Here is a 21,873-nt window from a genome sequence, read left to right on the forward strand (position 1 = left end):
TCGCCCCCACAACCCTTTTCTCCCCGGGAAGGTCCTTGGGCTTAGACTCGTCTCTGCACCCCCATCAACCGAGTAGGTCCCACAACCCTTTTCTCCCCGGGAAGGTCCTTGGGCTGGGACGGTGGTAATGACCCCGTAATGGGGGGGCGGGAGCCTGCGGGCATGGAGGCCCTGCCATGAATGTCGCCGCCCTGATGACCTCTCCCCCCGTCTCCGTCACCCCCGACCACAGCCTGCCCGACGCGGCCCGGCTGATGCGGCAGCGGGGCATTCGCCGCCTGCCCGTGCTCGACGGCCCCCGCCTGGTCGGCATCGTGACCGACCGCGACCTGCGTGAGGCGATGCCGGGCCGGGTCACCACCCTGAGCATGTGGGAGGCGACCACGCAGCTCGCGGGCGTGTGTGTGGGCGAGGTGATGCGCCGCAGCGTGGTCACGACCACCCCCGACGCGAACGCCCGCGACGCGGCCTACACGCTGCTGCGCCACCGCATCGGCGGAATGCCCGTGGTAGATGACTCGGGTGCCGTGGTCGGGATGCTCACCGTCACCGACCTGCTGCACGACTACGCCCGCACGCCGGAGCCCCTGACCAAGGAACCCAGCCGCACGGACGCTCCCGCCGGGCTGGAGGCCCCGCTATGAGTGACTCCTCCACTCCGCCCCCCCGCCCCGCCGCTCAGGAGGACACGGCACCGGTCACCCACGAACACCGCGGCCCCAGCGTGGTGCCCGTCGGTACGCTGATGCTGGTCGCCGTGGTGCTGCTTTCGATCATCTGGCTGTGGATGCTCGTTCTCGGCATCCAGCAGGGAAGGGCCTGATGACAAAGGGTTCACGCGCCCCCGTCCCCCGGCTGGAGCATCACACCCTGGAGCGGATCGAGACCGTGTGGTTCGGCATTGCGGTGGCGATGGCCGTTCTCCTGTTCGCCAGCGTCCTTGCCAGCTTCGTCAGCGGCACCTACCCGGCCTTGAAGGGTGAGGGGGGGCACCACATCACCGGCGTGGAGAACGGGCGGCTCGACCCCCGCAACCTCGCCGCCACGCCCTTTGCCAAGCCCGGCCTGCGGGAGAACCCCGACGGCAGCCTGGAGGCCTTTGTCGTCGCGCGGGCCTTTGCCTTCGAGCCCGCCGTGCTGCGGGTGCCCGCGGGCCGCCCGATCACCTTCCACGTGACCTCCGCCGACGTGCTGCACGGCTACCAGGTCGAGGGCACCAACATCAACGCGACCGCCATGCCCGGCCAGGTGGCGAGCTTCACGACCACCTTCCGCCAGCCTGGCGAACTCGACACCATCTGCAACGAGTACTGCGGCGTCGGCCACCACAACATGATCACCCGCGTGATCGTGGAAGCGCCGCAGCAGGCCACGACCCAGCCCTGACAGGAGCCCCCTTGTGACGACCTCTCCCGTTCATGCCCCGCCCCGCCGGGCCAGCGCCCCCGGCATCCCCGCCCCGTCCGGCGCCGTCCGCCAGGCCCCGCCCATCACCGACGCCGCCTACCTCGCCAGCCTGAAGAGGGTCACCCAGTACTACGTTGTGACGGCCTTCCTCGCCCTCTTCATCGGGGTGATGATCGGGCCGCTTCAGGCGCTGAACTACGGCGGGATCAACCTCTACGACAACCCGGTCGTCAAGGCCATTCTCAAGTCGTACTACCAGGGGCTCAGTCTCCACGGCGTCCTGAACGCGCTGGTGTTCACCCAGTTCTTCATCTCGGGCTGGATGCTGTACCTGCCGGTGCGCGACCTGGGCGCCCGCATCAACATGCGCTTCGCCTGGTTCACCTACATCCTGATGACGGCGGGGCTGCTGATGGCCGCCGTGCCGCTGCTCACCAACCGCGCCACCCTGCTGTACACCTTCTACCCGCCCATGCAGGGGGACGCCCTCTTCTATATCGGGGCCGCGATCATGGTGGGCTCCAGCCTGCTGGTGGTGGGGCAGGTCGTGCTGATGTGGTGGAACTGGAAGCGGGCGAACCCCGGCAAGGTCACGCCGCTGGTCACCTTCATGAGCGTCGCCACCTGGATGATGTGGTCGGTCGCCTCGCTGGGGATCGTGATCGAGGTCGTGGGGATGCTGATTCCCTGGTCGCTGGGCCTGTACCGGGGCGTGGACCCGCTGCTCTCCAAGACGCTGTTCTGGTGGACCGGGCACGCCATCGTGTACTTCTGGGTGCTGCCCGCCTACATCTCGTGGTACGCCTTTATCCCCCGGCACGCGGGCGGGCGCACGGTGTCCGAGCCCATCACGCGGCTGGTCTTCGTGATCTTCCTGCTGAACTCCACGCCCGTCGGCATCCACCACCAGTACGCCGACCCCAACATCTCCAACGTGTGGAAGACGATCCACATGTTCCTGACGTTCATGATCGCCGTGCCCAGCCTGCTCACCGCCTTCTCGGTGACGGCCTCGCTGGAGGACGCGGCGCGGGCGCGGGGCGGGCGCGGTCTCTTCGGCTGGACCCTCAAACTGCCCTGGGGCAACGCGATCTTCAGCGCGCAGGTCCTGGCGATGATCTCCTTCATCCTGGGCGGGGCGGGCGGCATCGTGAACGCCAGTTCCTCCTTCTCGCCGGTCGTGCACAACACGGCCTGGATTCCCGGGCACTTCCACATCACGGTGGGCACCGCGACCACGCTGAGCTTCATGGGCATCGCCCTGTGGCTGATTCCGCACCTGACGGGCAAGCGGCTGCCCAGCATGAGGGTCGCCTCGGCGGCGGTGTGGACCTGGTTCGTCGGCATGATGGTCTTCGCGCTGGGGATGCACTGGCAGGGCCTGTACGGCGTGACCCGCCGCGCCCAGGTCAGCGCGACCGCCCAGGACGTGTACCGCGACATGCCCATCGCCATCCCGACCGCCCTGACGGCGATCAGCGGCATCATCCTGCTCGTCAGCGCGCTGCTGTACTTCTACGTGCTGTTCCGCATGCTGCTCTCCAAGCGGGTGGAGAACGGCGAGAACACCCCGATCCCCTACAGCGAGGCGATCAGCCCGGCGGGGGAGAATCTGGCGACTGCGAGTCCCCTGGTGCGCGCGACCGAGCCGCTGCTGGCCCTGTGGGTGCTGGCGCTGGTCCTCGTGCTGCTGATGTACGGGCCGGTGCTCGCCCGCCTGCTCTCGAACCTGGAACTCGTCCCCGGCTGGAGGCTGTACTGATGAGCGGGGACCGTTCCTTCACCCGCGGAGAGATCACCGGGGCGCTGACCTTCGTGGTGCTCGCCGTCGCCATCGGCATAAGCTCATACCGCGCGGGCCTGAACATCTCGGGGGGCACGGGCGGGGCCGGGATGACCGCCTCAGCCGCCCCGGCCCCGGTGAACGGGCAGGACCTCTACGCCTCCAACTGCGCGGGCTGCCACGGGGCGCAGGCGCAGGGCGGAGTAGGTCCCGGTCTGGCCGAGACCAAAGCCTGGGCCGACGCCGACTTCCGGCAGGCGGTGCTGCACGGCCAGGCCCCGGGAGGCCGCACGCTCTCGCCCGTCATGCCCCGCTTCGGGGACACGGGCCTGGGCGGCGAGGCCCCCACCGAAGAGCAGATCGACGCCATCCACGCCTACGTGAAGGGGCTGTAGCCCGGCCCACCCCAGAAGGACGCCCCGGCCAGAAGCTGGGGCGTCTGCCTTGTTGTTCCCCCGCGTTAGGGCGGGGCTCGGAAATCTGGTCACCCTCAGCGCAAGCGTTGGGTCACGGGGCCTGGGGACGCTTCGCTGGCGCTCAGCAGGACAACCTCGTTGCGCCCCGCCCTAATCCGCCGCGCTCCCCGTCACTTCCTCCAGGGCGGGGAGGTGGTGGGCCGCCGTGTCGTGCAGCCCGGCGAAGCGCAGGTGGCGCTGGCAGATGAACCACAGCTCACCCCTGTCGTTGGGCAGGATGAAGTAGGCGTCCGAGGTCTCGGAGGGGTTATAGATGCCCAGCACGCGGTAGAGGCGGTCCGTGCTGAAGCCGCTGTCGAGCGGGCGGGGCACCGGGGCGCGCGGACCTTCGAGCTGCTCGACACGCACGAACATCTGGGGATGAAAGGCGAGCATGGTGCCCTCACTGTGCGCGCGGGCCGGGGCCGAGACGGGAGCTTTTGCCACAAGCTCAACCGTAGGACCGCTGCGTCCCAAGGTTGAATCAAGGGCGGCTCAGGTCTGCGCGGAGGAAGACGGTTCCAGCCCCACCGGCGCCTCGGGCAACTCGGGCAGGGTGTAGGAGTGGGCCACCTGCGGCATCTCCAGCGACTCGTGCCCCCGGCTGACGATGCGCCCGCCGCTGTACCCCGCCACGCTCGTCAGGGTGAGTTCCCAGTTGCGCCGCTGCGCCGCGTGGACGCCGAAGATATACGCCAGGCGGTCGAACTGCGAGTTGGTTCGCAGCAGCGACTCGATCTGGAGGACCAGGCGGCCCGGCTCCTCCTGCGGGTAGACCCGGAAGTCGGAGGTGCCCGCGTCGGGGTGCAGCCGCAGGGTGCGGACCCGGAAACCCAGCGGGTCGATGTGTTCGACGACCACGTACCCCCGGCGGATCAGCAGCATCCGAATCCCCAGGCGGTCGCCCTTCTCCACGGGCGGCACGGGATGGTCCAGCCCCCGGAACCAGGCGAGCCACTTCGGCGCGTGGTCGGGCAGGTGGTTGCGCCAGTGCTCGGCCACTGCCTCGGGCGTGCGGGTCGCGCCCTCGACCTCCACCCAGTAGCGGCGGCGGGTGAGGGGACCCACGCCGTCCTCCGGCCCCGAGGGACGCAGCGGGTCGGGCGGGCCCTTCAGGGCGTAGGCGGCCAGGGCCACGGCGGGCAGGGTGAGCAGGCGGAGCAGTCGGGACATGGAAGAGACCTCCAGGGGGAGCGGGAGCCCGCGCGGTGCGCGCAAGATACCGGCCAGGAGACCCGGCCCGACTTCATCCAGCCCAGAGGAAGGGCCACAATGAGGCCATGACCGAAGGCCCCCTCCCCCGCCTGGCCCGTGCGGAGGCGGCCTCGCATGCCCCCTATGGCGGGAGGGGAGCCGCCGCGCGCTTCGGCCCGCTCGCGGCTGTCCACGCCGGGCCGGATCTCCCGGTGAACACAGCCTGGCACGACGGGAGCCCCGGGCTGGGCGAGGCCCACCTGCGAGAGTTCGAGGTCTTCTGCGCGGAGCACGGACAGCGGCCCACCCTGCATGTCCTCTCGCACGCCGCGCCGCCCCTGCTGCCGCTCCTGAGCGCGAGGGGCTACACGCTGGGACACGTTCTCCACGTCTACGTCCACGACCTCGGCACCCTCCCGCCGCCCCCGGCGCTGGAGGTTCGGGAGGAAGCCGATGCGGAGGTCTGGGCCGACCTCTCCGCGCGGGGATTCGGGCCGGGCAGCGAGGCGATCATGCACTGGGTAGCCAATGCACCCGGCGTGCGCCGCTTGGTGGCGTGGGTAGACGGCAGGCCCGCCGGAACCGCCGCCCTGAGTATTCGGGAGGGCGTGGCGGCCCTCTACGGCACCTCGACCCTGCCGGAGTTCCGGGGCAGAGGAGCGCAGACGGCCCTGCTCGCCGCGCGGCTGCACCTGGCCACCCGGCTGGGGGCCGACCTTGCCAGCGTGTTCGTCACGCCCGGCAGCGGCAGCGAACGCAACGTGCGGCGGGCGGGATTTGCGGTGTCGGGGGCGCGGCTGACGTTCGTGCGGGAGGGAAAGTCAGAGCAGATGTGATTTCAGCCGAGCGGCGTATCCCGCCCGCTCCTCCGGCGGCATCACCGAACCGTGGGTGAAGTACAAACTGTCGTCCGGCCAGCGGGGAAAGACGTGCAGGTGGGAGTGCCACACGTCCTGCTGCCCCGCCGGTTCGTTGTGCTGCCGGGTGCTGATCCCCGCGCAGCCGTAAGCCGCCTTCATGGCAAGGGCTACCCGGCGGGAAAGCGCGTGGACTCGTGCCCCAACGGCGTCGGGGAGGACGTACAGGTTTTCGTAGTGCGCGGTGGGAATGATCAGAACGTGTCCGGGCGTCCCGGGCCACTGCTTGGCGGCGATCAGGGCCAGCGCGAACTCTTCCCTGTAGATCACGTCGCTCTCCCGGCTCCAGACGTGTTCGTTCTCTACGCCCGCGGCGAGCAGGCAGAACGGGCAGACATACCCCGGCGGAGCGTGCGTGATCGTCTGTTCGGTCATTTAAAATCCACGCCACCGGGAAGCAGTCCCAGAGTTCACCTGTCCACAGGGTTGCCCAGCAACTCCACCGCGCGCCTGCCGACTGGCCCCGCTAACGGTGGAAGGTCATCCAGCCCGAAGAACCGCAGTTCCTCGCTCTCCTCCCCGTCGGGCGTGGGACTCCCCGTCCACTCGCGGACCGCATAAACCGCCGTGTACATGTAGAACTCGTCGCCGTTCCCGATGCGCTTGAAGGTTTCCCCCCCGCTCACAACCCCCAGCAGCTCGGCCCGCTCCACCGTCAGGGCCGTCTCCTCTCGTAGTTCACGGCATAGGGTATCCTCGAACGCCTCGCCCAGCTCGCAGATGCCGCCGGGAACAGTCCAGCGGTCGGTCCCGCATTTCCGCTGGAACAGGAGTTCGCCCGCTGCGTTCAGGACCAGTCCAGCCGCCCCGACCAGGTTGACCGGGTGGGTGCCGATCCGATCCCGCAGGTCCCGAATATAACTCTCTTTACTCACGTGAGTATCCTACACACTACTTCTCTTTACTTACGCTTCTGACTGCGTCCCGCACCGCCGCGCAGACCACCTCCTGCACCAGCGCGCCCAGCAACATGGGGTCGGCGGGGGGCAATACGCAGGAACTCAGCACGAAGGCGCTGTCCCCATCCCAGAAGGTGTGGCTGGGGTGGATCACGCGGCCCAGCGCGGTCTGCGCGGCATCCGCAAGGCGGCGGGCATCGTTCTTCGTCAGGGTGTGTTCGGTGACGACGGCGACGAGGGTGGTGCTTTCGACCTCGCCGGGGGTGACCGCGCCTCCTCCAAAGGCCGCGGCCCCCGGTCCCACCCCCGGCCCCGCCAGCACCCCGCCCCGTTCGTCCAGCACGTCGCCGATGGGGTTGACTACGGCCAGGGCACCGACCCGGGCGCCGTGCCGCTCGACACAGACGCTGCCCAGACCGCCCGGCACGGTGAACGCCTGCCCCAGGTACTTGCCCGCCGTCGCGCCCGTGCCCGCGCCGACCCGCCCGCGCTCCACCGGGTCACCCGAAGCCGACCGCGCCGCTGCCTCGCCCTCCCGCTCGCCGGGCCTGGCCCCCGGGTCGCCCACCCCCAGGTCGTAGATCACCGCCGCCGGGACGATGGGCACGCGCGCCCAGGGCGTCTCATGGCCCACGCCTCGTTCCTCCAGCACGCGCACCACCCCGGTCGCCGCCGCGAGGCCAAAGGCGCTGCCGCCCGTCAGCAGCAGGGCGTGGACGCGCTCGACCTTCTTCTCGGGGGCGAGGAGCACCCCCTCGCGCGTGCCCGGGCTCGGCCCCAGGAAGGAGGCGGAGGCCACGGCGCCCACGTCGGGGCAGAGGATCACCGTACAGCCCGTCAGGCCCACAGGGTCAGTCCAGTGGCCCACCCGGAAACCCGGAACGGCGGTGAGGGTGGTGTTGGGCAGGGTCATGGCCGCCAGTGTGGCAGGGCCAGCGGGGGCCAAACACGACAAACCCCACCACACGGGCGGGGTCACGTCTGACGGCTGACCGCTCCTACGGCGTCTTCAGCGCGTACCCGATCCCCCGCACCGTGCGGATAATCCCGTACCCGTCCAGATCGCGCAGTTTGGCCCGCATATTCGCCATATGCACGTCCACCACGTTGGAGTTGCTGGGCAGCTCGCCATTCCAGACCTCGCGCTCGATCTCCTGGCGGGAGTAGACCCGGCCGGGCTGGCGCGCGAGGAAGGTCAGCAGGTCGAACTCCTTGGGCGAGAGGCGGACCTCGTGGCCGTTGTAGTGGCACAGCCGCTTCTGGGGGTGAATTTCGAGCGCCCCGATGGAGATGACTTCCCCGTGCTGCTGGTGACGGAGCTGCACCTTGACCCGGGCGACGAGTTCCTCCGGGTGGAAGGGCTTGGTCATGTAATCGTCCGCGCCCGCCTCCAGCAGGTTGACCTTGCGGTCCACGGCGTCCATCGCGGTCAGGATGATGATGGGCACGCTGCTCGTCTTGCGCAGGCGGCGGGCGATCTCGGCCCCATCGAAGTCGGGCAGCCCGAGGTCGAGGATCACGAGGTCGGGGCTGTTCTCCCGCGCGCTGGTCAGGCCCGTGACGCCGTCCGGCGCGGTCAGGACCCGGTAGCCCGCCTGCTCCAGCTCGTACTGGACGACACGGGTGATGTCGGGGTTGTCTTCGATCAAGAGAATGCGCTGGTCCATGGGTCTGCCTTCGTCTCCCGGCGTGAGCCTGTTTACCCCGCATCGTAGGGGCCGAACTGGGCAGGGTGGGTGACCTCGGCAGTTTATGCTCTCTTAACAGCCGGTCAGTTTCGCCCCGCCCCCTCGCCCGGCACCCAGACCGAATCCACCTGCACCCCGTGGCGCAATAGCAACGTCTTCAAGCGCTGCATGGCCGCCACCGCCCGGGTGCGGTCCCCGGGGCGGAACACCAGTGTCAGCCGGGCGGGCAGGCCCGGGCGGGGCTCCTGCGCCTGCACCTGGAGGGGCCGGGCAAAGGCGGCGTCCCCCATCAGGTCGCGCAGGATGCGGGCGAAGGTCAGCTCGTCCACGCCCTCCAGGGTGAAGGCGATGCCCTGCGGCGCGGCGTTCGTGGGTCCGGCATCGGGCGTCATGGGCGCAGGGTAGCGGAGACAACCGGGACGGCTTGTGAGCAACGCTCCCACGTGACGTTCGCGTGGGGCCGCCCGCCCGCCCCACCCTACAATGCCCCCATGACCTCGTCCGACGAGCCCAACTTTGAGCGCCTGAACGGGGCGGACCTGTACTTCGAGGTGACCGGGCCGGAGGACACGCCCGGGGACGAGCCGCCGGTCGTGTTCCTGCACGGCGGCCCCGGCTACAACAGCTACTCGTTCCGGGAACTGTTCGGCGAGCGCCTGGCGGGGCGGCGGGTGGTGTATCTCGACCAGCGCGGCTCGGGGCGCAGTGGCCCGCTCGCGGACACCGACCAGGGCGCCGCCACCCTCGACCTCGACACCCTCGTGGCCGATGTGGAGGCGCTGCGCGAACACCTCGGCGCGGAACGCCTCGTCCCCCTGGGCCACGGCTTCGGGGCGCTTGTGGCGCTGGAGTACGCCCGGCGCTACCCCACGCGCACGGCCCGGGTGATCGTGGTCAACCCCTGGGTCCACTTTCCCGAACTCGCCCTGACGCTGCTGCGCGAGGCCTCGGCGCTGCGGGGGGTGCCGCTCGACGACCCGGCAGGGGAACTCCGCGCCCGCACACCCGAGGGCGAGTACCCCCAGGTCGGTGGGGCGCGGGTGGAGGCCGCCTTCGGCCTGCTCAACGCCCGCGACCTGCTCAACGCCATGCAGTTCCGCGACATCCAGAGCCGCATGCGCCTGGAATTCACCGACACCGAGGGCCAACTCGCGGGCGGCGGCGAGGTGCAGGAGGCGCTGGTGAACCAGGGCCTGTGGGAGTTCGAGTACCCGCCCTTCCTCCAGGAGCTGCGCCGCCCCCTCTTCGTGATCGCCGGAGTTCACGACCGCACCAGCTATCCCGAACAGGTCGAGTGGCTCGCCGACCTTGGCGGCGCAGACGTGACCGTCCTCGACGCCGGGCATTACCCCTGGCTCGACGACGAGGACGCCTTCGCCGAGGCGCTGGAGGAGGCGCTGACCCGCTGAGGGAGGGTTGAAAAGGCTTTTGGGAAAGGGTAGGGCTTCTTCCGCCTTTGAGCAGGAGGGCAAGCTGGCGCTTGCCACCCCCCTGCCCACCTCCCCCGCAAGGGGGAGGAGTAAGTGTGCCGGAGCTTTTGCTTTTCAAAACCGTCTATTGTGGACGGCCCATTCCTGCCAGTGGCTCGCACTCGCACCGCCTTCACCACGCCTTGCTCGCACAGCGAGACGGTGGGCACGCGGCTTGGAACACAGCAAGATCAAACATTACGGGTGGAAGAGGACGGCTACAGACGCGGCGGGCAAGCCCTTTGCCTAGCGCAGCGCCACTCCCCCTGCCCCTCAACCCCCATACTCCAAAATCTCCCTTCCCAGGCCCAGCCTCCCTCTCCGCTCTCTCACAGGTCCGCCGCGTATACTCCCCTCACCCTTATGAAAGGCGTGATCCTCGCTGCCGGGCGCGGCAGCCGTCTCCTCCCCGTCAGTGCCGGGCGGCCCAAACACGCCGTGCCCATCGCGGGCGTCCCCATCATCACCCGGGCGGTGCGGGCCCTGCGGGCGGCGGGCGTGGAGGAGGTCGCCGTGGTCACCAGCCCGGCGGCCGAGGCCCACCTGCGCGCCGCGACCCGGGAGGAGGGTCCCCTGACCTTCCTGCGCCAGGAGGAGCCGCGCGGCACCGGGCACGCGGTCCTCGCCGCCCGGGAATTTCTGGGGGGCAGTCCGGCCCTGCTGTACCTGGGGGACAACCTCTTCGCCGACACCCTGACGCCGCTGCGCGAGGCGCTGGACGGGGCCGACGCCGCCCTGGGCGTCAAGCGGGTGCCCGATCCCAGCGCCTACGGGGTGGCGACCGTGCAGGGGGGCCTGCTCACCCGGCTGGACGAGAAGCCGCGCCGCCCGGCGAGCGACCTGGCGGCCTGCGGGGTGTTCGCCTTTCACCCCCACGTGCTCGACGAGGTCGCGCGCCTGGGACCCAGCGAGCGCGGCGAGATCGAATTTCCCCAGGCCCTGCTGCGCGTGATCGCGGCGGGCGGGCGGGTGCGGGCCGTGCCCTTCGCGGGCTTCTGGAGCGACGCGGGCACGCCCGCCGACCTGCTGACGGCGAGCGCCCACTTCCTGGGTGGCCTGCGCCCCCGCACGGAGGGCACCGTGCGCGGCAGTGCCCTGACTGGCCCCGTGGTGATCGAGGAGGGCGCGACGGTGGAGGACTCCTCCCTGACCGGGCCCGTCCTGATTCAGACCGGGGCGACGGTGCGCGGCTGCACGCTGGGCCCCCATGTGAGCATCGGCCCACACGCGCGGGTGGAGGAGGCCCGCTTGTCCGACACCCTCATCGACGAGTACGCGACGGTCCTCCGGCCTGCCCGGCCCCTCGTCCGCGCGGTGATTGGGCGGCACGCGACTGTCACCGCTCCCAGCGACGCGGGCCCGCAGGTCGTGGTGGGCGATTACAGTGTGCTGCGGCTCTAGCCTCCCGGCTCCGCATGGCCTGCTCCCACCCCCTGCCGTACTCTGGGGCATGACTGGACCCTTCCCGGACGAGCCGCATCCCGCCCAAACGCCCGACGAGGAACGGGGCGAGGTGGTCATCAGCGGGCTGGACACCGGCCCCGGTCTGAACGAACGGGAGAATGTCTCCCCCACCGACGAACTCGTGAGCCTCCAGCCCCTCCTTCCCCACAAGGAGCCGGAGGACGAGGACGGCTGAACGGGGCAACAGTACCCTTTTTTCCCTCGTCCGTGTACGCTGGACAGGTGCTGTCCCTTCAAAAAGCCGCGAGCATCCTGGGCGCCTTCAGCGCCGAGCAGCCCGAGTGGGGCGTGCGGGCGCTGGCCGCGCACCTGACAGTCCCGCGCGCGACGGCCCACGCCTACCTCGCGGGCCTGACTGACGCGGGCTTCCTGCGGCGCACGCCCGCCGGGAAATACCGCCTCTCCTGGCACATCGCGGAGATGGGCGCGCACCTCACCTCTGCCCTGCCCTGGTTTCAGGACGCCCGCGCGCTGATCACCCGCCTGGCGCTGGAGGTCCGCTCGGTGGCCTTCCTGTGCATCCTGGAGGGCGAGGAGGTCGTGTGCGCGATCCGCGAGCGCCACCCCGACGCCGACATCGACCTGCCCCTGGACATCTATCTGCCCGCCACCGCCACGGCCAGCGGCAAGATTTTGTACGCCCACGCCGACCTTCAACCGCACGAGTTCGCCGCCCTGACGGTCAACAGCATCACCACCCCCGACGAGTGGCGCACCGAGGTGGCCCGGGTCCGCCGCCGGGGCTACGCCTACTCCATCGAGGAGTGGATCATGGGGCAGTGCACCCTGGGCGTCCCCTACCGCCACGGCGGCCAGGTCGTCGCCGCGATCGGCGTGCAGATGAGCGCCCGGCGTTACCTGCGCGAGGAACGCAGCATCCGCGAGCGCGTGCTCAGCATCGTGCAGGAGGAGGACCGGGGCTGAGGGAGCGGGGCTCGGGGCCTTTAAGAAGCTTCGAGTCGAAGTGGGTGGGATGGCAGGTTTTGCTCCCCTCAGCTCAGCAGTTCTCGGGCCGGTGGGAAAAGGAAAGCCCCCCGCTTGACACGAGGAGCCTTTCTGGTGGCCAGGGCCGGACTTGAACCGGCGACCCAACGATTTTCAGTCGTTTGCTCTACCAGCTCATTAGGAATACCGTCTACAACAGTATATTTCGGTTTCGCCCTCTTGTCAAAGCCCTGGGGAGCACACGATAATGCCCGGGCTGCATACGTGAGAAGGTCGTCCTGAAGCGGGGTTGGGTGTCACAAGGATACAACGACCGGAAATCGTTCGCTGCATCCATGAATAATGCTGTCCGAGACAACGCAAAAACTCGCATAATGCTTCCGGGCCTCTACCGACAAAAGATAAGTTGGAGCTATCCAATCTCGGTAAAGAGTAGGCGGTGTTCAGTCCGTAATTTCTTAGCTTCGCGAAGTATTAAAGCTGAACAAGGTACATTCTACATCCGTCTTCAAGAAGTAGTTTCATCTTCCTGTTCTCCCGCACCTCCTGAGCAAGCCGTTCGAGCCCGATAGCATGACGAATGACAGCAGACATTGACATTCCCGTAGCCTGAGCTACCTTTTCCAGGAATTCAACGTCCTGTTCCGCAAGATTCACAGAAACTTTGATGGCCTTCGGCATCATCTATCTCCTCTCGTACCCTCAGTGGACTACGGTTAGCCTACACTAGAGAGTAGAGGAGTGGGAGGTTATGAGGTTCTGCCTCAGGTAAAGAGTATCGCAAGCTCCAACAGCTTTCCGGAGCTTTACAGCCTGCTGTCTCCTTTTCTAGGGAGAGAAGAAGCACTTAAATCTGAGGGGTTTCCCTCTCTTGAATTTCCACGGGTCCATTTTCGAGTCAAAAGAAGGTAGAGCATTCATCGTCGTGAGATGAACGCTCTCCAGAGACTTCTTATTGAGATTGATGGAAAAGGAGGGGCAAGGCATCCATGAACTCCATGACCCTGCCTGTTGGATTCCGTTCTACTCCAGTTGAATCTTCAGGCCGAGATTGCGAGCGTTCTCGCTCAGGTTTCGCTGCTGAGTCGTGTCGAGCCCGGAGGCGACCTTACCGCTCACGACGACTTCCACGGTCACGTCACCCCCAGCGTCGATAATCTGCTGGATGATTTCCTCATAGATGTCCTGGAACCGCCTCACCATCCGGGCCTGGTCGAGCTTCCCTTCGGCGAACACCTGCTTGGGAAGCCGAACAGGAGGAGGAGGGGGCGGCGGGGGTGGGTCCTTTACATCGTCATCTCCCCCGAAACGACCATCACCGTTATCCCCCTCTGGTTTGTCGCCTACCTCATCAGCCCGCCGCTGCTCCTGCTCGGTCCTGCGCTGCTCCTGGGCTGCCCCGATGCTCACGAGCACCGACTGGCTGTCCGCCCGCACCTCGGCTGGCTCGCCGAACTTCAGATTCAGGTACTTGCTGCCGTCAAAGCCGTCCGCATAAGCGAAGTAGGGAGGATTGGCCACCAGACCGTCGCGGATGGCGCCCAGCAACACCTCGGCGCTCGCCAGACGCTCCAGATACAGGTACTGCGCGAAATACTCCAGCAGTTGTCTGACTGGGAGGTGCGACTTGCCTGCCCAGAGTCTCCTCTTCAGTTGCAGGTCGAGCAGCAGGCCCCCGAATTGCCGGGTGAGCTTCCCGCTGTTGACCAACTTCTTGGTCACGCGCTCTATCAGCTCGCCGTCCGCGTTCAGCCGCTCCTCGTCGAAGGCGATGCTCGGCGGACCACCCGCTTCCTCCTGGAGATACGGCGTCAGCAGGAACGTGTACGTCGCGCCAATTTGGGCAGCGCTGCCCTTGTCGTGCTCCTGCATCCGGCTTGCGGCCTGCCGCTTGTCACTGGGGGTCAGGTTGCTGGCTTCCGCACCCTCGTGGATGGTGGCCCACGCCTTGTACTGGCGGACGCGGGCGAAGAGGTCGTCCAGTCGGGCCTTGTCGGCGGCGAGCACCACCACGTTGTTCCTGCCGAGTCGGTCGCCACTTCCCTTGCGGGTCACGAGTTCCCGGGCACGGAGGACGGCGGGACTGTCCACCGAGCCACGCACATGGGGGTACTCCGAGGGCAGGATGACCAGCCGCACGGCAGGCTCCCGGCTCTCGTCGGGGACGCTGCCACCGTCCGCCGTGACATGCACCCCCGCAAAGTCACCCCGGGTCTTCGAGTTCGTGAACTCTTGCAGACGGCGCTCGACCTCGTGCAGCACCTCGTCTTCGGGGAGGTGGGCCGCGAGGTCGGCGGCGCGGCGGTTCAGGCTGGGCTGGGTGCTGAACCAGTAGTGGGAGCTGTCCGAGTACAGATAGACCGCTTGCTGGGACACACGGCGCAGCGCGTCGTTGAACGGTCCGGCAGGCTCACCCGGCTGAATGCTGTTCAGGAAGATGCTGCGGGTCTCCACCCCCTGATGGGCGGTGGACGCTTTCGGGGCCGTACACATGAACACCGTACGGGTCACGCGACGGGCTGCCGCCACCTGCCCCAGGCGTCCGCTCTTGTCCTCAGTCTCCACCTGGACCGGCAGACTGTTGGGACCGTCCACCTCCTGGTTCATGATGGCTTCCCAGGACTCGCCCAGGTAGTTCCGCAGTTCCGCCTGCACCCGCACATCGTCGAGGGGCAGCGTGCCAGGCAGAATCATCAGGCTCTTCTCGCCGTCCTGCCACAGTCGGTGGATGACCAGCGCCATGAAGCGCAGAACACCGCGCGTGCGCTGGAAGCGTTCGAGCGTGCTCCACGTCCCGAACAGCGCGTCGAACAGCGCCGGATGGATGGGGTAGCTGTTCTTGAGCTTGCGGGCGAAGTCGGGTTCGGTGACGCCGCTGGGGAAGTCGTTCTTGTTGGCGTTGTAGTGGTCCGTGAACGCCTTGACAACGGCGTCCGCCTGGCGGTGGGCATCGCCCTGAAGCGGCTCGAACAGACGGCGGCGAACAATCTCGAAGGACTCCTCCGGGTTGGCGGGCAGCCAGGTGCTCTGCACGCGCTTGAAGGTCTGCTTCAGGGCTCCCAGGGCGGCGCTCCCCCCCTCCCCCGCCACCTCCGACTGGCTCTGCGGCAGGCTCGCCACCACCAGGGCACGCGGGACACGCTTGGCCGCCTCGGTCAGCGACTGGGCGAAGCTGATGTTCGACTCGTAGGACCCGGCAGGCAGGTCGGTGCGTCCATACAGCTCGCGCAGCAGGGCGACCCACTCGTCAATCAGAATCAGGCAGGGACTCGCCAGCTCCAGCAGGCGCGTCAGCTTGTCGGCGCCCGGGTTGCTGCGCTGCTCATCGGCCTGGGCTACGAGCGCGTAGCCTGCCGCCCCGGCGAGCTGGTAAGCCATCTCCCCCCAGATGGTGTTGGTGACGGTTCCGTCCCGCTGCTTGCGCTGCCCCGTTCCCAGGTCGGTGCCGACGAGGACGGCACGGTTGACCCCGGCAGGAGCGGTGGGAATCCCCGCACTGGTGTGGACCGCTTCCAGCCCCGGCAGCTCGCGGGACGGCACGTCGCCGAACAGGTGGTACAGGGCCAACATGCTGTGCGTCTTGCCACCGCCGAAATTGGTCTGCAACTCGACCACCGGGTCGCCCTCGCCCTTGCCCAGTCGAGTCAGGGCGTTGGTTAACAGGTCACGCAGACCCGCCGTGACGAACGTTCTGCCGAAGAACGCACGGGGCTCGCCGTACTCCTCACTGGCCTCGCCCTTGTACACCTGCGCCAAGTCAGCAGCGAATTCCGCCGCCTGGAACTTGCCCTCTCGGACATCGGCGTGGGGGATGATGACCTCGCGCCACGCCTTCAAACCTTCGGGGATACGGCCCTCCACATGGGTCACGCTGCGGGACACTGAGCGTTCCTGCTCGCGCAACTTGATGCGCATGGTCTCGTCGCGCTCCTTCAGGAGATGGGCCGCGACTGCCAGGCCCATGCGGGAAGCCACGCGGTACATCGTGTCCAGGGCGCGGTAGGTGTCGTCGTAGGTGAAGGGCTGGTCGTGCGCCAGGGCATTACGCCAGTCGCGGAGCTCGAACACGTTGTTGCGGTCGGTCTGTTTCAACTTCTCGCCAAAGGCGTCGTGCCAGAACTCAGCGATAGTCTTGACGAGGAGTTGAATATCCCAGACTGGCTTGCTTAAGCTGTCAATTGGAATTCCAGAAAAGCGACCCGTGACACGGTCTACCCAGTCGTCGCCGTAAGCCCTCCGAAGAGCGCGCTCGACGTACACCACCAATTCTTCCAGCAGGGCGTCCTGAGCACCCTGAACACGTTGCCGATTGGAAAGGGCCATATGGGCACAGGCTAGCGCCGGGAGAGTCACGCGAGTGGCACAAAACTACGCGCCACCAGGCACCGGTCACGGCGCGGTCATGAGGGTAGGGACAGCATAGGGTCAGGCTTCAATGCCAGCGGGCGAAGGAGCAAACCCCAACTCCACGTCTCGTCTCAGGAGGTACGCATGAATTGGAACCTTCGTCTGCTGACTCCATTCCTGCTCGCGGGAGGCGTCCTCCTCCTGACCCAGCCGTTCGGGGGTTCCGGAGGCACGCCAGCCGCGAAAGAGACTGTGACTCCGGTAGGGCTTCTTCGGGCTGGCCTGTCACCTACGGATACCAAGAAACCTAATCAGGAGTGTTCGTCAGAAACAGGCTGCGTCGATGTTACGGTCTCCCGCCCCTTCATCACTGCTCCCAGCATTTCTGACGTGGAGGGCGTTCTCGACCTTGGCGAGGGGGGCGTTCATCCGTTGACCCCCAACGACGGTGCGGTAACTGCGCAAGGTCTCAACCCCTACTCAGGCACTACTACAATTAACTGCGATAAGAAGTGCCCCGAAGAAGTCAGCGGAAACCTTCTACTGTATGCCCAGGGACTGAACGTCTATTCAGAACCCTTCTCCACCAAAGTGCCCGCCCCCCTGGAAGTTCTTGGAGTCACGCCGAGCGCCAGCAAGCCGGACCTGGTCAACACCATCTACTGGGCCGCCATTGGTGCAGGTATCCTGAGCTTCCTGCTGTTGTTAGCCACGCGTCCAGCGGTTTACATCCTGGGCCGGAAAGACCGGGGAGATACCGAGCCCGCAGCCTTGGCGGACGAGGTCATTAGTCAGAAGAAGTGGGCCTTTCCCGGCGAGCTGAGTACTATCTTCGCCGCCGCCACCGGCCTTGTGAGTGTTGCTGCCGTCAAGGCCATCTTCGACGGCGAGAAGTTGAAGACAGCCGTGTTTACCGCCAACGAATACGCCACCCATGCCCTGGTACTTGGCGCCCTAATCGCAGTTTCCAGCGTAATTTTCAACTCTTCTTCTAAAGTGGTTACTCCCACGAAGAAAAACTCAGACTTTACACCGTTGTCGGGAGAAGAAGACAAAAACTACCGAACCACGCGGCTATACGGCTTCTACCATGCCGTTGCGTGGTACATCGCCGGGCTCACCGGCCTGTTACTGCTGAGCGCGTGCCTGTTCCTGGAGTTCTATTTCGCAGGGTTCATCCCCAGGACGCTGACCAGCCTCGGCGCCCTGAGCCTACAAATTCTCGCCCTCTGCGTGGCTGTGTTTGCCATCCTCTACACGCAGTCCCAAGTGAGGCTTGGTGGCTACACCCTGCGGGGAAGTAAGTATTCCTCCCTACAGGACGCCCTGAATGCCCAAGAGGACACGGAGGAGAAGTCCGGGGAAGGTCTCAAGGCGGAGATGCTGGAAAGGTCCGAACGTCCAGCCCGTAGCAGCGTGGAAACCTTTCTACGAGGTGCCGTTCAGCCGCCATCACAGTAGCCCGTCGCCTCGAACAATCCCGCTTGACCTCCGCCCGGCTACTCAAACAGCCCCGGCTGCACCACGACTTCCCGCTTCTCCACCCGCGCCGCTGCTTCCGCTGCCTCGCTCCACGACGCCACCAGCGCGTTGTACACCTGACCCTCGGCGCTCCAGCCTTTGCGCTCGCAGATGCCGTAGAGGCGGTAGGCGAGCTGCCGGGCCGAATCCGCGAGGTCGCCGAGTTGGGCCATGAGCGCCCCCGCCGCCTCCGCTCCCTGCTCGTCGTTGATGCGGGCGAGGTGTTGCACGGCTTCCCATGTCGTCGGGTGTTTGTCGGTCTGGGGCGTCCAGTCCTGCGCCAGTTCGTCCCGACGTTTCAGGCGTACCCGTCCGGCCCTCGCCAGAATAAGACCTGCTTCCTGTACGCCCGCCACGCTTACGCCACGCGCCGTCGCCAGCGTCTCGGCCTCGCCATACGCTGCCTCGTCCATGCCGTGGGCCTCGAACCACGTCACGGCAAAGCGGGTGTCCTCGTCCAGGTGGCCTTCCTGTTCAGCTAGGTACTCGTCCAGCGCCGCGTTGATGAGTTGCAGGGCTACGCGCACCGGCATCCGCGAGCCGTCGGATTCCAGCACCTGGCTGTACTTGCTGAACACCGCCATGCCGGGGCCAATGCTGGCCTGTGCCATGTCCACGGGAGCGATGTTGCTGGCAGTCAGGGCTTGCAGGGCTTCAGGGAGGGTGCGGCGCAGTTCGCGGAGGAAGTCAGCACGAGTGGTCAGGGGCGCGTCCGTCGGGCGAGGACGGCAGACCATGACGATGGAGGAAGCGAGGGCGTTGGCGTCCTTACCAATCATGCGGTTGCTGAGTTCCGTGCGAACAGGCCAAGTGCCATTGATGCTGTAGCCTGCCCGAATAATCGCCTCCAGGAAGGTCGCCCAGCCGGTGCTGCTGACGCCACCCGCGTCCGTTTCGGACTGCTTGAAGGCGTAGTAAATCGCTGCCGGGTACTCCTGATTGCCCTGCGTTGCCATATTGTGCATGGCCTGAGTCATGCCGTTTAGAAAAAATGTCTCAGCATTTTCCTTGCTGCCGTGACGGTAGGGCGTGGCGACAAGCTCCCCTGTTTTGGGGACAAGCATTCCGCCGAACACGTCTGGATAAGTGGAACGCAACGAACGCCGCAGCCAGACATAGAAGAAGTCTGAAAGGTCAGCATAGCCGATGTTGTCATAGTAGGGCGGGTCAGTGGAAATAACGGCGTTATCGGGAACAAGACGGGAAGCGGCGTCAACCTGCAGAAGACTGCCAGAGGCAGATGCCGCCAGCCCTTCCATACCCTTCGAGGTGTACTCAAGAGAGTTATCCCAGCTTCCCGACTGTCCTGAGAATGGATTTACTTCCGTGAAGCCCCATGTCATTGGAATTGCTTGTCGGGAGAAGGTATTTCTAGTCTTGGTTCCCCAGGTCGCCCCCCCCACATCCCAAGTGCATATCGTCGTCAGACGGTCTGCCAGGCCACTAACACAAAAGCTTAAATAGGCAGCTATTCCCTCTGCGTATGCCTGCCCCCCATTTCCCCCGTCGCGCAGCGGTTTCCCTCCGTCCATGCCTCTCACCAACGCATCGGCCCTCACACGCTCGCGGGCCTCAGCCACAAGGTCAGAGAAGGTGGTCAGGGCGGTCAGTTGCCGGGGGGTGAATAGGTCGCCAAAGGTGGTCATACCATAGTTCGGCGTTTTGAAGTCGCGGGGATTGGTGGGCAGCTTTGCTTCCGGTATCCACTCCGGCTCCGCGCTCGCCGCCACCTTCTCTATCTCCTCAGTTGGGTCGAGGTAGACCCGTTCCCGGTTGCCCTCAGCCACTACCGCCATCAGGCGCTGGCCCATGCGCCCGGCCTTACCCTCGGCGCGGATGTACGTTAATGGGAAGGGCGTACCCGTCAGGATGCAGCGTGCCCCGGTGCGGCCCACGGTGCCATCCTTCAAGTGTGCAGGAATCTTGCCCTTCCGAACAACGAAACGGTACGTGTTGCCCTCCACGACGGGTTCCACATATGCTTCCTTGCCTTTCATGCGGCTTAGTTCATAGGTACTTAACAGCGGCACATGTGCACCGTTGGTTGCAGGGTCGGGGCTGGCGACGGTCCTGGCCCACAACCAGGCAATAACCGTAGCTTCCTTCCCATCCGGCAGCTTGGCCTTGGGATACAGGTGACCGATGCGCCGCTCGGCTTCCTCCTTCATCCACTGGCCGTAGTACCGCACATCCTCCGCCAATCCCTGCGCACCCTTGTACGTCCCCCCCGTAATGCCTTTGGCGGTGGGATGGACGGGTGGGCGACCGGCGAAGCGCGTTGGAATCTCAATGCTGGCCTTGCCAATCATGACAGCGACGGGGTTCAGGTCACTGCCGTGCGCCTCCAGCCCCAGCCGCTGCGCTTCTAGGGGAATGGTGCAGCCACCGCTGAAGGGGTCGAGGACGGGCGGGGGATTGTTGCCCGTGCAGAGCCGAATGAGGTGGTTGGCCTTGGCAAGCACCTTCTCATTGGTGGTGTTCTCCCACTCCACCAGTTCCGCGATGAAGTCGAACAGGCGGTTGCGCGGAGTGTCCTCGGCTGTGGCGAAGGTGCCAGGGCGACCCGGTGTACGTGGGCGCTTGGAGTCGTTACCGGGAGTCATGACCGTCAGCTCGCGGCAAGCCTGCACGAACTCCAGTGGGGCCGCCGCGTCGTTCGGGTCATCCACCAGTTGTGCAAACAGGATGGCGCGGGCAGTGGCAAGCGGGCGACGTGCCCACCACAGGTGCAGGGTGCTGGGATGGCCGTGCCGGATGCTCTTCTCACGAGCTGAAGCGGCGTTAATGGCGTCCAGCGGCAGGGCAACCTCGATGAGTTTACGGCGGGGGGTGGAGTTGGTCATCGGTGAATCGTCCCGCGTGATGTCATGACTGAACCAAAATAGATTAACCTTCCGTGAGAATTCCCATTACACGACACATGCTCCCGTTGGGCGGGGTTTCCAGCCTCACGTCTGTGACATCGGGGTGAGATGGACTGTGGTGTACTCCGTCCAACGCCCCTTCCCCTTTCATATTTCCCAACAGGAGTGTCCTCATGACTGCCGCGTCCGCATCTGAACAACCAGATTTTCAAAAGCTGTACCAGCAAGTCACTGCCTTGATGGACTTCGCCCGTCCTCTGGCTGACCGCCTGATGGCTGCTGGTTCCCTGGAGGGCGCCCTTCAGGAAGGACAGCAGATGGCAGTCGAGGGGTTGATGCAACATGGACGGGCCTTTATGGCTCAGGTGGGAGTCGAAGTGGGGTTCGCCGGAATGGGGAGCCCGCCCGACGTGCGGGACGCAAGTAACGGCGCGGCGGTGAACGCGGCTCAGGCTGGTCAAGGTACGTCCTCATTGAACCTGGGTGGGTTAGCAGGACTGGCCAACGCTGCGCCCGGAGTGATGTACGCGCGGATAGGCGTCGAGGGGATGCGGGTGGCCGCGGATTTCGCGCGGGATTACGTTGAAGTGGTTCAACGCGAAACAACGAAACGGCACGACATCACGGCACAGCGTGACATCCGGGTTCGAGAACTGGAGCTGGTGCGGGAGACTCTGGAGCAGTACTTGAAGGCCACGTTCGACGAACGCCGCAGCAATTTCCAGGAGCTGTTCAAGCGGCTGGATGTCGCGCAGGGTCAGGGGGACGTGCAGGGGATGCAGATGGTCCTGGCAGGGATTCTGGACCTGGCGAAGTCCAGCCCGTTCAAGGACCTGGCCACGTTCAAACGGAACCTGGACAACCCGGATTTCGTGCTGGAGCTGTAAGCGCATACACCGAAGAGTTCCGAACCAAATAGT

The 21,873-nt window shown here is 66.2% G+C and carries 22 protein-coding genes; 12 read left to right on the forward strand and 10 right to left on the reverse strand.

The window, feature by feature from the left end; genetic code table 11:
• The first annotated feature begins 176 nt into the window (after nt 1-176).
• From DAERI_RS16585 to DAERI_RS16605, 5 genes are read left to right on the forward strand one after another with little or no spacing between them, the layout of a single operon-like run.
• Nucleotides 177-644 (forward strand): CBS domain-containing protein, encoded by a 468-nt coding sequence (locus tag DAERI_RS16585; RefSeq protein ID WP_201262780.1) that lies wholly within the window; start codon nt 177-179, stop codon nt 642-644.
• Entirely contained in the window at nt 641-823 is a 183-nt protein-coding gene (locus DAERI_RS16590) for a hypothetical protein (protein ID WP_103130555.1), read from the forward strand. Before DAERI_RS16585 ends, DAERI_RS16590 begins: the two co-directional genes overlap by 4 nt.
• Entirely contained in the window at nt 823-1,386 is a 564-nt protein-coding gene (locus tag DAERI_RS16595) for a cytochrome c oxidase subunit II (protein WP_103130556.1), read from the forward strand. Before DAERI_RS16590 ends, DAERI_RS16595 begins: the two co-directional genes overlap by 1 nt.
• 13 nt (nt 1,387-1,399) lie before the next feature.
• On the forward strand, nt 1,400-3,169 hold the full coding sequence (locus DAERI_RS16600; protein ID WP_103130557.1) for a b(o/a)3-type cytochrome-c oxidase subunit 1: 1,770 nt from the start codon (nt 1,400-1,402) through the stop codon (nt 3,167-3,169).
• On the forward strand, nt 3,169-3,585 hold the full coding sequence (locus DAERI_RS16605; RefSeq protein WP_103130558.1) for a c-type cytochrome: 417 nt from the start codon (nt 3,169-3,171) through the stop codon (nt 3,583-3,585). Before DAERI_RS16600 ends, DAERI_RS16605 begins: the two co-directional genes overlap by 1 nt.
• 171 nt (nt 3,586-3,756) lie before the next feature.
• On the opposite strand, the gene DAERI_RS16610 is transcribed toward DAERI_RS16605, so the two are convergent.
• Complete coding sequence (locus DAERI_RS16610; RefSeq protein ID WP_235610439.1) at nt 3,757-4,092, reverse strand: hypothetical protein; 336 nt, start codon at nt 4,090-4,092, stop codon at nt 3,757-3,759.
• 48 nt (nt 4,093-4,140) lie between these two features.
• The gene (locus tag DAERI_RS16615) at nt 4,141-4,818 is read right to left on the reverse strand and encodes a DUF1990 family protein (protein WP_103130560.1); all 678 of its coding nucleotides are present in this window, start codon (nt 4,816-4,818) and stop codon (nt 4,141-4,143) included.
• Nucleotides 4,819-4,925: 107 nt separating this feature from the next.
• Here DAERI_RS16615 and DAERI_RS16620 point away from each other — a divergent pair, with 107 nt between their 5' ends.
• Nucleotides 4,926-5,675 carry a GNAT family N-acetyltransferase gene (locus DAERI_RS16620; RefSeq protein ID WP_103130561.1) on the forward strand — a complete coding sequence of 250 codons (750 nt, stop codon included), beginning with the start codon at nt 4,926-4,928 and terminating at the stop codon, nt 5,673-5,675.
• Here DAERI_RS16620 and DAERI_RS16625 read toward each other — a convergent pair.
• From DAERI_RS16625 to DAERI_RS16645, 5 genes are all read right to left on the reverse strand, one after another.
• The gene (locus DAERI_RS16625) at nt 5,661-6,131 is read right to left on the reverse strand and encodes an HIT family protein (RefSeq protein ID WP_103130562.1); all 471 of its coding nucleotides are present in this window, start codon (nt 6,129-6,131) and stop codon (nt 5,661-5,663) included. The genes DAERI_RS16620 and DAERI_RS16625 overlap by 15 nt on opposite strands.
• Before the next feature lie 35 nt (nt 6,132-6,166).
• Nucleotides 6,167-6,631: an NUDIX hydrolase gene (locus DAERI_RS16630; protein WP_103130563.1), complete on the reverse strand. Its 465-nt coding sequence runs from the start codon at nt 6,629-6,631 to the stop codon at nt 6,167-6,169.
• Between the two features lie 16 nt (nt 6,632-6,647).
• On the reverse strand, nt 6,648-7,568 hold the full coding sequence (locus tag DAERI_RS16635; RefSeq protein WP_103130564.1) for a P1 family peptidase: 921 nt from the start codon (nt 7,566-7,568) through the stop codon (nt 6,648-6,650).
• A gap of 85 nt (nt 7,569-7,653) precedes the next feature.
• The gene (locus DAERI_RS16640; protein ID WP_011529345.1) at nt 7,654-8,322 is read right to left on the reverse strand and encodes a response regulator transcription factor; all 669 of its coding nucleotides are present in this window, start codon (nt 8,320-8,322) and stop codon (nt 7,654-7,656) included.
• A gap of 104 nt (nt 8,323-8,426) precedes the next feature.
• Nucleotides 8,427-8,735, reverse strand: coding sequence for a hypothetical protein (locus DAERI_RS16645; RefSeq protein WP_103130565.1), 309 nt, complete (start codon nt 8,733-8,735; stop codon nt 8,427-8,429).
• Between the two features lie 99 nt (nt 8,736-8,834).
• On the opposite strand from DAERI_RS16645, the gene DAERI_RS16650 reads away from it, so the two are divergent.
• From DAERI_RS16650 to DAERI_RS16665, 4 genes are all read left to right on the forward strand, one after another.
• Complete coding sequence (locus tag DAERI_RS16650) at nt 8,835-9,752, forward strand: alpha/beta fold hydrolase (protein WP_103130660.1); 918 nt, start codon at nt 8,835-8,837, stop codon at nt 9,750-9,752.
• Nucleotides 9,753-10,175: 423 nt separating this feature from the next.
• Nucleotides 10,176-11,213: a sugar phosphate nucleotidyltransferase gene (locus DAERI_RS16655; RefSeq protein WP_165794252.1), complete on the forward strand. Its 1,038-nt coding sequence runs from the start codon at nt 10,176-10,178 to the stop codon at nt 11,211-11,213.
• A gap of 49 nt (nt 11,214-11,262) precedes the next feature.
• Nucleotides 11,263-11,451, forward strand: a complete 189-nt coding sequence (locus DAERI_RS16660; protein ID WP_103130567.1) for a hypothetical protein — start codon at nt 11,263-11,265, stop codon at nt 11,449-11,451.
• 47 nt (nt 11,452-11,498) lie between these two features.
• A complete protein-coding gene (locus tag DAERI_RS16665; RefSeq protein ID WP_103130568.1) occupies nt 11,499-12,200 on the forward strand; it encodes an IclR family transcriptional regulator in 702 nt (233 codons plus the stop codon).
• A gap of 495 nt (nt 12,201-12,695) precedes the next feature.
• Here the strand turns inward: DAERI_RS16665 and DAERI_RS21815 are convergent, their stop codons facing one another.
• Together DAERI_RS21815 and DAERI_RS16670 are read right to left on the reverse strand one after the other, a co-directional pair.
• Entirely contained in the window at nt 12,696-12,902 is a 207-nt protein-coding gene (locus DAERI_RS21815; protein WP_165794253.1) for a ribbon-helix-helix domain-containing protein, read from the reverse strand.
• 342 nt (nt 12,903-13,244) lie between these two features.
• Nucleotides 13,245-16,544, reverse strand: coding sequence for a DUF499 family protein (locus DAERI_RS16670; RefSeq protein ID WP_103130569.1), 3,300 nt, complete (start codon nt 16,542-16,544; stop codon nt 13,245-13,247).
• Nucleotides 16,545-16,712: 168 nt separating this feature from the next.
• Between DAERI_RS16670 and DAERI_RS16675 the strand changes: the two genes are divergently transcribed.
• Complete coding sequence (locus DAERI_RS16675) at nt 16,713-18,029, forward strand: hypothetical protein (RefSeq protein ID WP_133162056.1); 1,317 nt, start codon at nt 16,713-16,715, stop codon at nt 18,027-18,029.
• A gap of 38 nt (nt 18,030-18,067) precedes the next feature.
• On the opposite strand, the gene DAERI_RS16680 is transcribed toward DAERI_RS16675, so the two are convergent.
• Complete coding sequence (locus tag DAERI_RS16680; protein WP_103130571.1) at nt 18,068-20,932, reverse strand: DUF1156 domain-containing protein; 2,865 nt, start codon at nt 20,930-20,932, stop codon at nt 18,068-18,070.
• A 194-nt stretch (nt 20,933-21,126) separates the two neighbouring features.
• On the opposite strand from DAERI_RS16680, the gene DAERI_RS22105 reads away from it, so the two are divergent.
• Entirely contained in the window at nt 21,127-21,840 is a 714-nt protein-coding gene (locus DAERI_RS22105; protein WP_133162057.1) for a hypothetical protein, read from the forward strand.
• The last annotated feature ends 33 nt before the right edge of the window (nt 21,841-21,873 follow it).

The organism is Deinococcus aerius, assembly GCF_002897375.1.
GTDB lineage: Bacteria > Deinococcota > Deinococci > Deinococcales > Deinococcaceae > Deinococcus > Deinococcus aerius.

Coding starts and splice junctions, on each gene's coding strand:
- DAERI_RS16650 (WP_103130660.1), top strand. CDS start 8,835: ATGACCTCGTCCGACGAGCCCAACTTTGAGCGCCTGAACGGGGCGGAC.
- DAERI_RS16605 (WP_103130558.1), top strand. CDS start 3,169: ATGAGCGGGGACCGTTCCTTCACCCGCGGAGAGATCACCGGGGCGCTG.
- DAERI_RS16595 (WP_103130556.1), top strand. CDS start 823: ATGACAAAGGGTTCACGCGCCCCCGTCCCCCGGCTGGAGCATCACACC.
- DAERI_RS16585 (WP_201262780.1), top strand. CDS start 177: ATGAATGTCGCCGCCCTGATGACCTCTCCCCCCGTCTCCGTCACCCCC.
- DAERI_RS16645 (WP_103130565.1), bottom strand. CDS start 8,735: ATGACGCCCGATGCCGGACCCACGAACGCCGCGCCGCAGGGCATCGCC.
- DAERI_RS16635 (WP_103130564.1), bottom strand. CDS start 7,568: ATGACCCTGCCCAACACCACCCTCACCGCCGTTCCGGGTTTCCGGGTG.
- DAERI_RS16670 (WP_103130569.1), bottom strand. CDS start 16,544: ATGGCCCTTTCCAATCGGCAACGTGTTCAGGGTGCTCAGGACGCCCTG.
- DAERI_RS16640 (WP_011529345.1), bottom strand. CDS start 8,322: ATGGACCAGCGCATTCTCTTGATCGAAGACAACCCCGACATCACCCGT.
- DAERI_RS22105 (WP_133162057.1), top strand. CDS start 21,127: ATGACTGCCGCGTCCGCATCTGAACAACCAGATTTTCAAAAGCTGTAC.
- DAERI_RS16615 (WP_103130560.1), bottom strand. CDS start 4,818: ATGTCCCGACTGCTCCGCCTGCTCACCCTGCCCGCCGTGGCCCTGGCC.
- DAERI_RS16655 (WP_165794252.1), top strand. CDS start 10,176: ATGAAAGGCGTGATCCTCGCTGCCGGGCGCGGCAGCCGTCTCCTCCCC.
- DAERI_RS16680 (WP_103130571.1), bottom strand. CDS start 20,932: ATGACCAACTCCACCCCCCGCCGTAAACTCATCGAGGTTGCCCTGCCG.
- DAERI_RS21815 (WP_165794253.1), bottom strand. CDS start 12,902: ATGCCGAAGGCCATCAAAGTTTCTGTGAATCTTGCGGAACAGGACGTT.
- DAERI_RS16590 (WP_103130555.1), top strand. CDS start 641: ATGAGTGACTCCTCCACTCCGCCCCCCCGCCCCGCCGCTCAGGAGGAC.
- DAERI_RS16625 (WP_103130562.1), bottom strand. CDS start 6,131: ATGACCGAACAGACGATCACGCACGCTCCGCCGGGGTATGTCTGCCCG.
- DAERI_RS16675 (WP_133162056.1), top strand. CDS start 16,713: ATGAATTGGAACCTTCGTCTGCTGACTCCATTCCTGCTCGCGGGAGGC.
- DAERI_RS16660 (WP_103130567.1), top strand. CDS start 11,263: ATGACTGGACCCTTCCCGGACGAGCCGCATCCCGCCCAAACGCCCGAC.
- DAERI_RS16620 (WP_103130561.1), top strand. CDS start 4,926: ATGACCGAAGGCCCCCTCCCCCGCCTGGCCCGTGCGGAGGCGGCCTCG.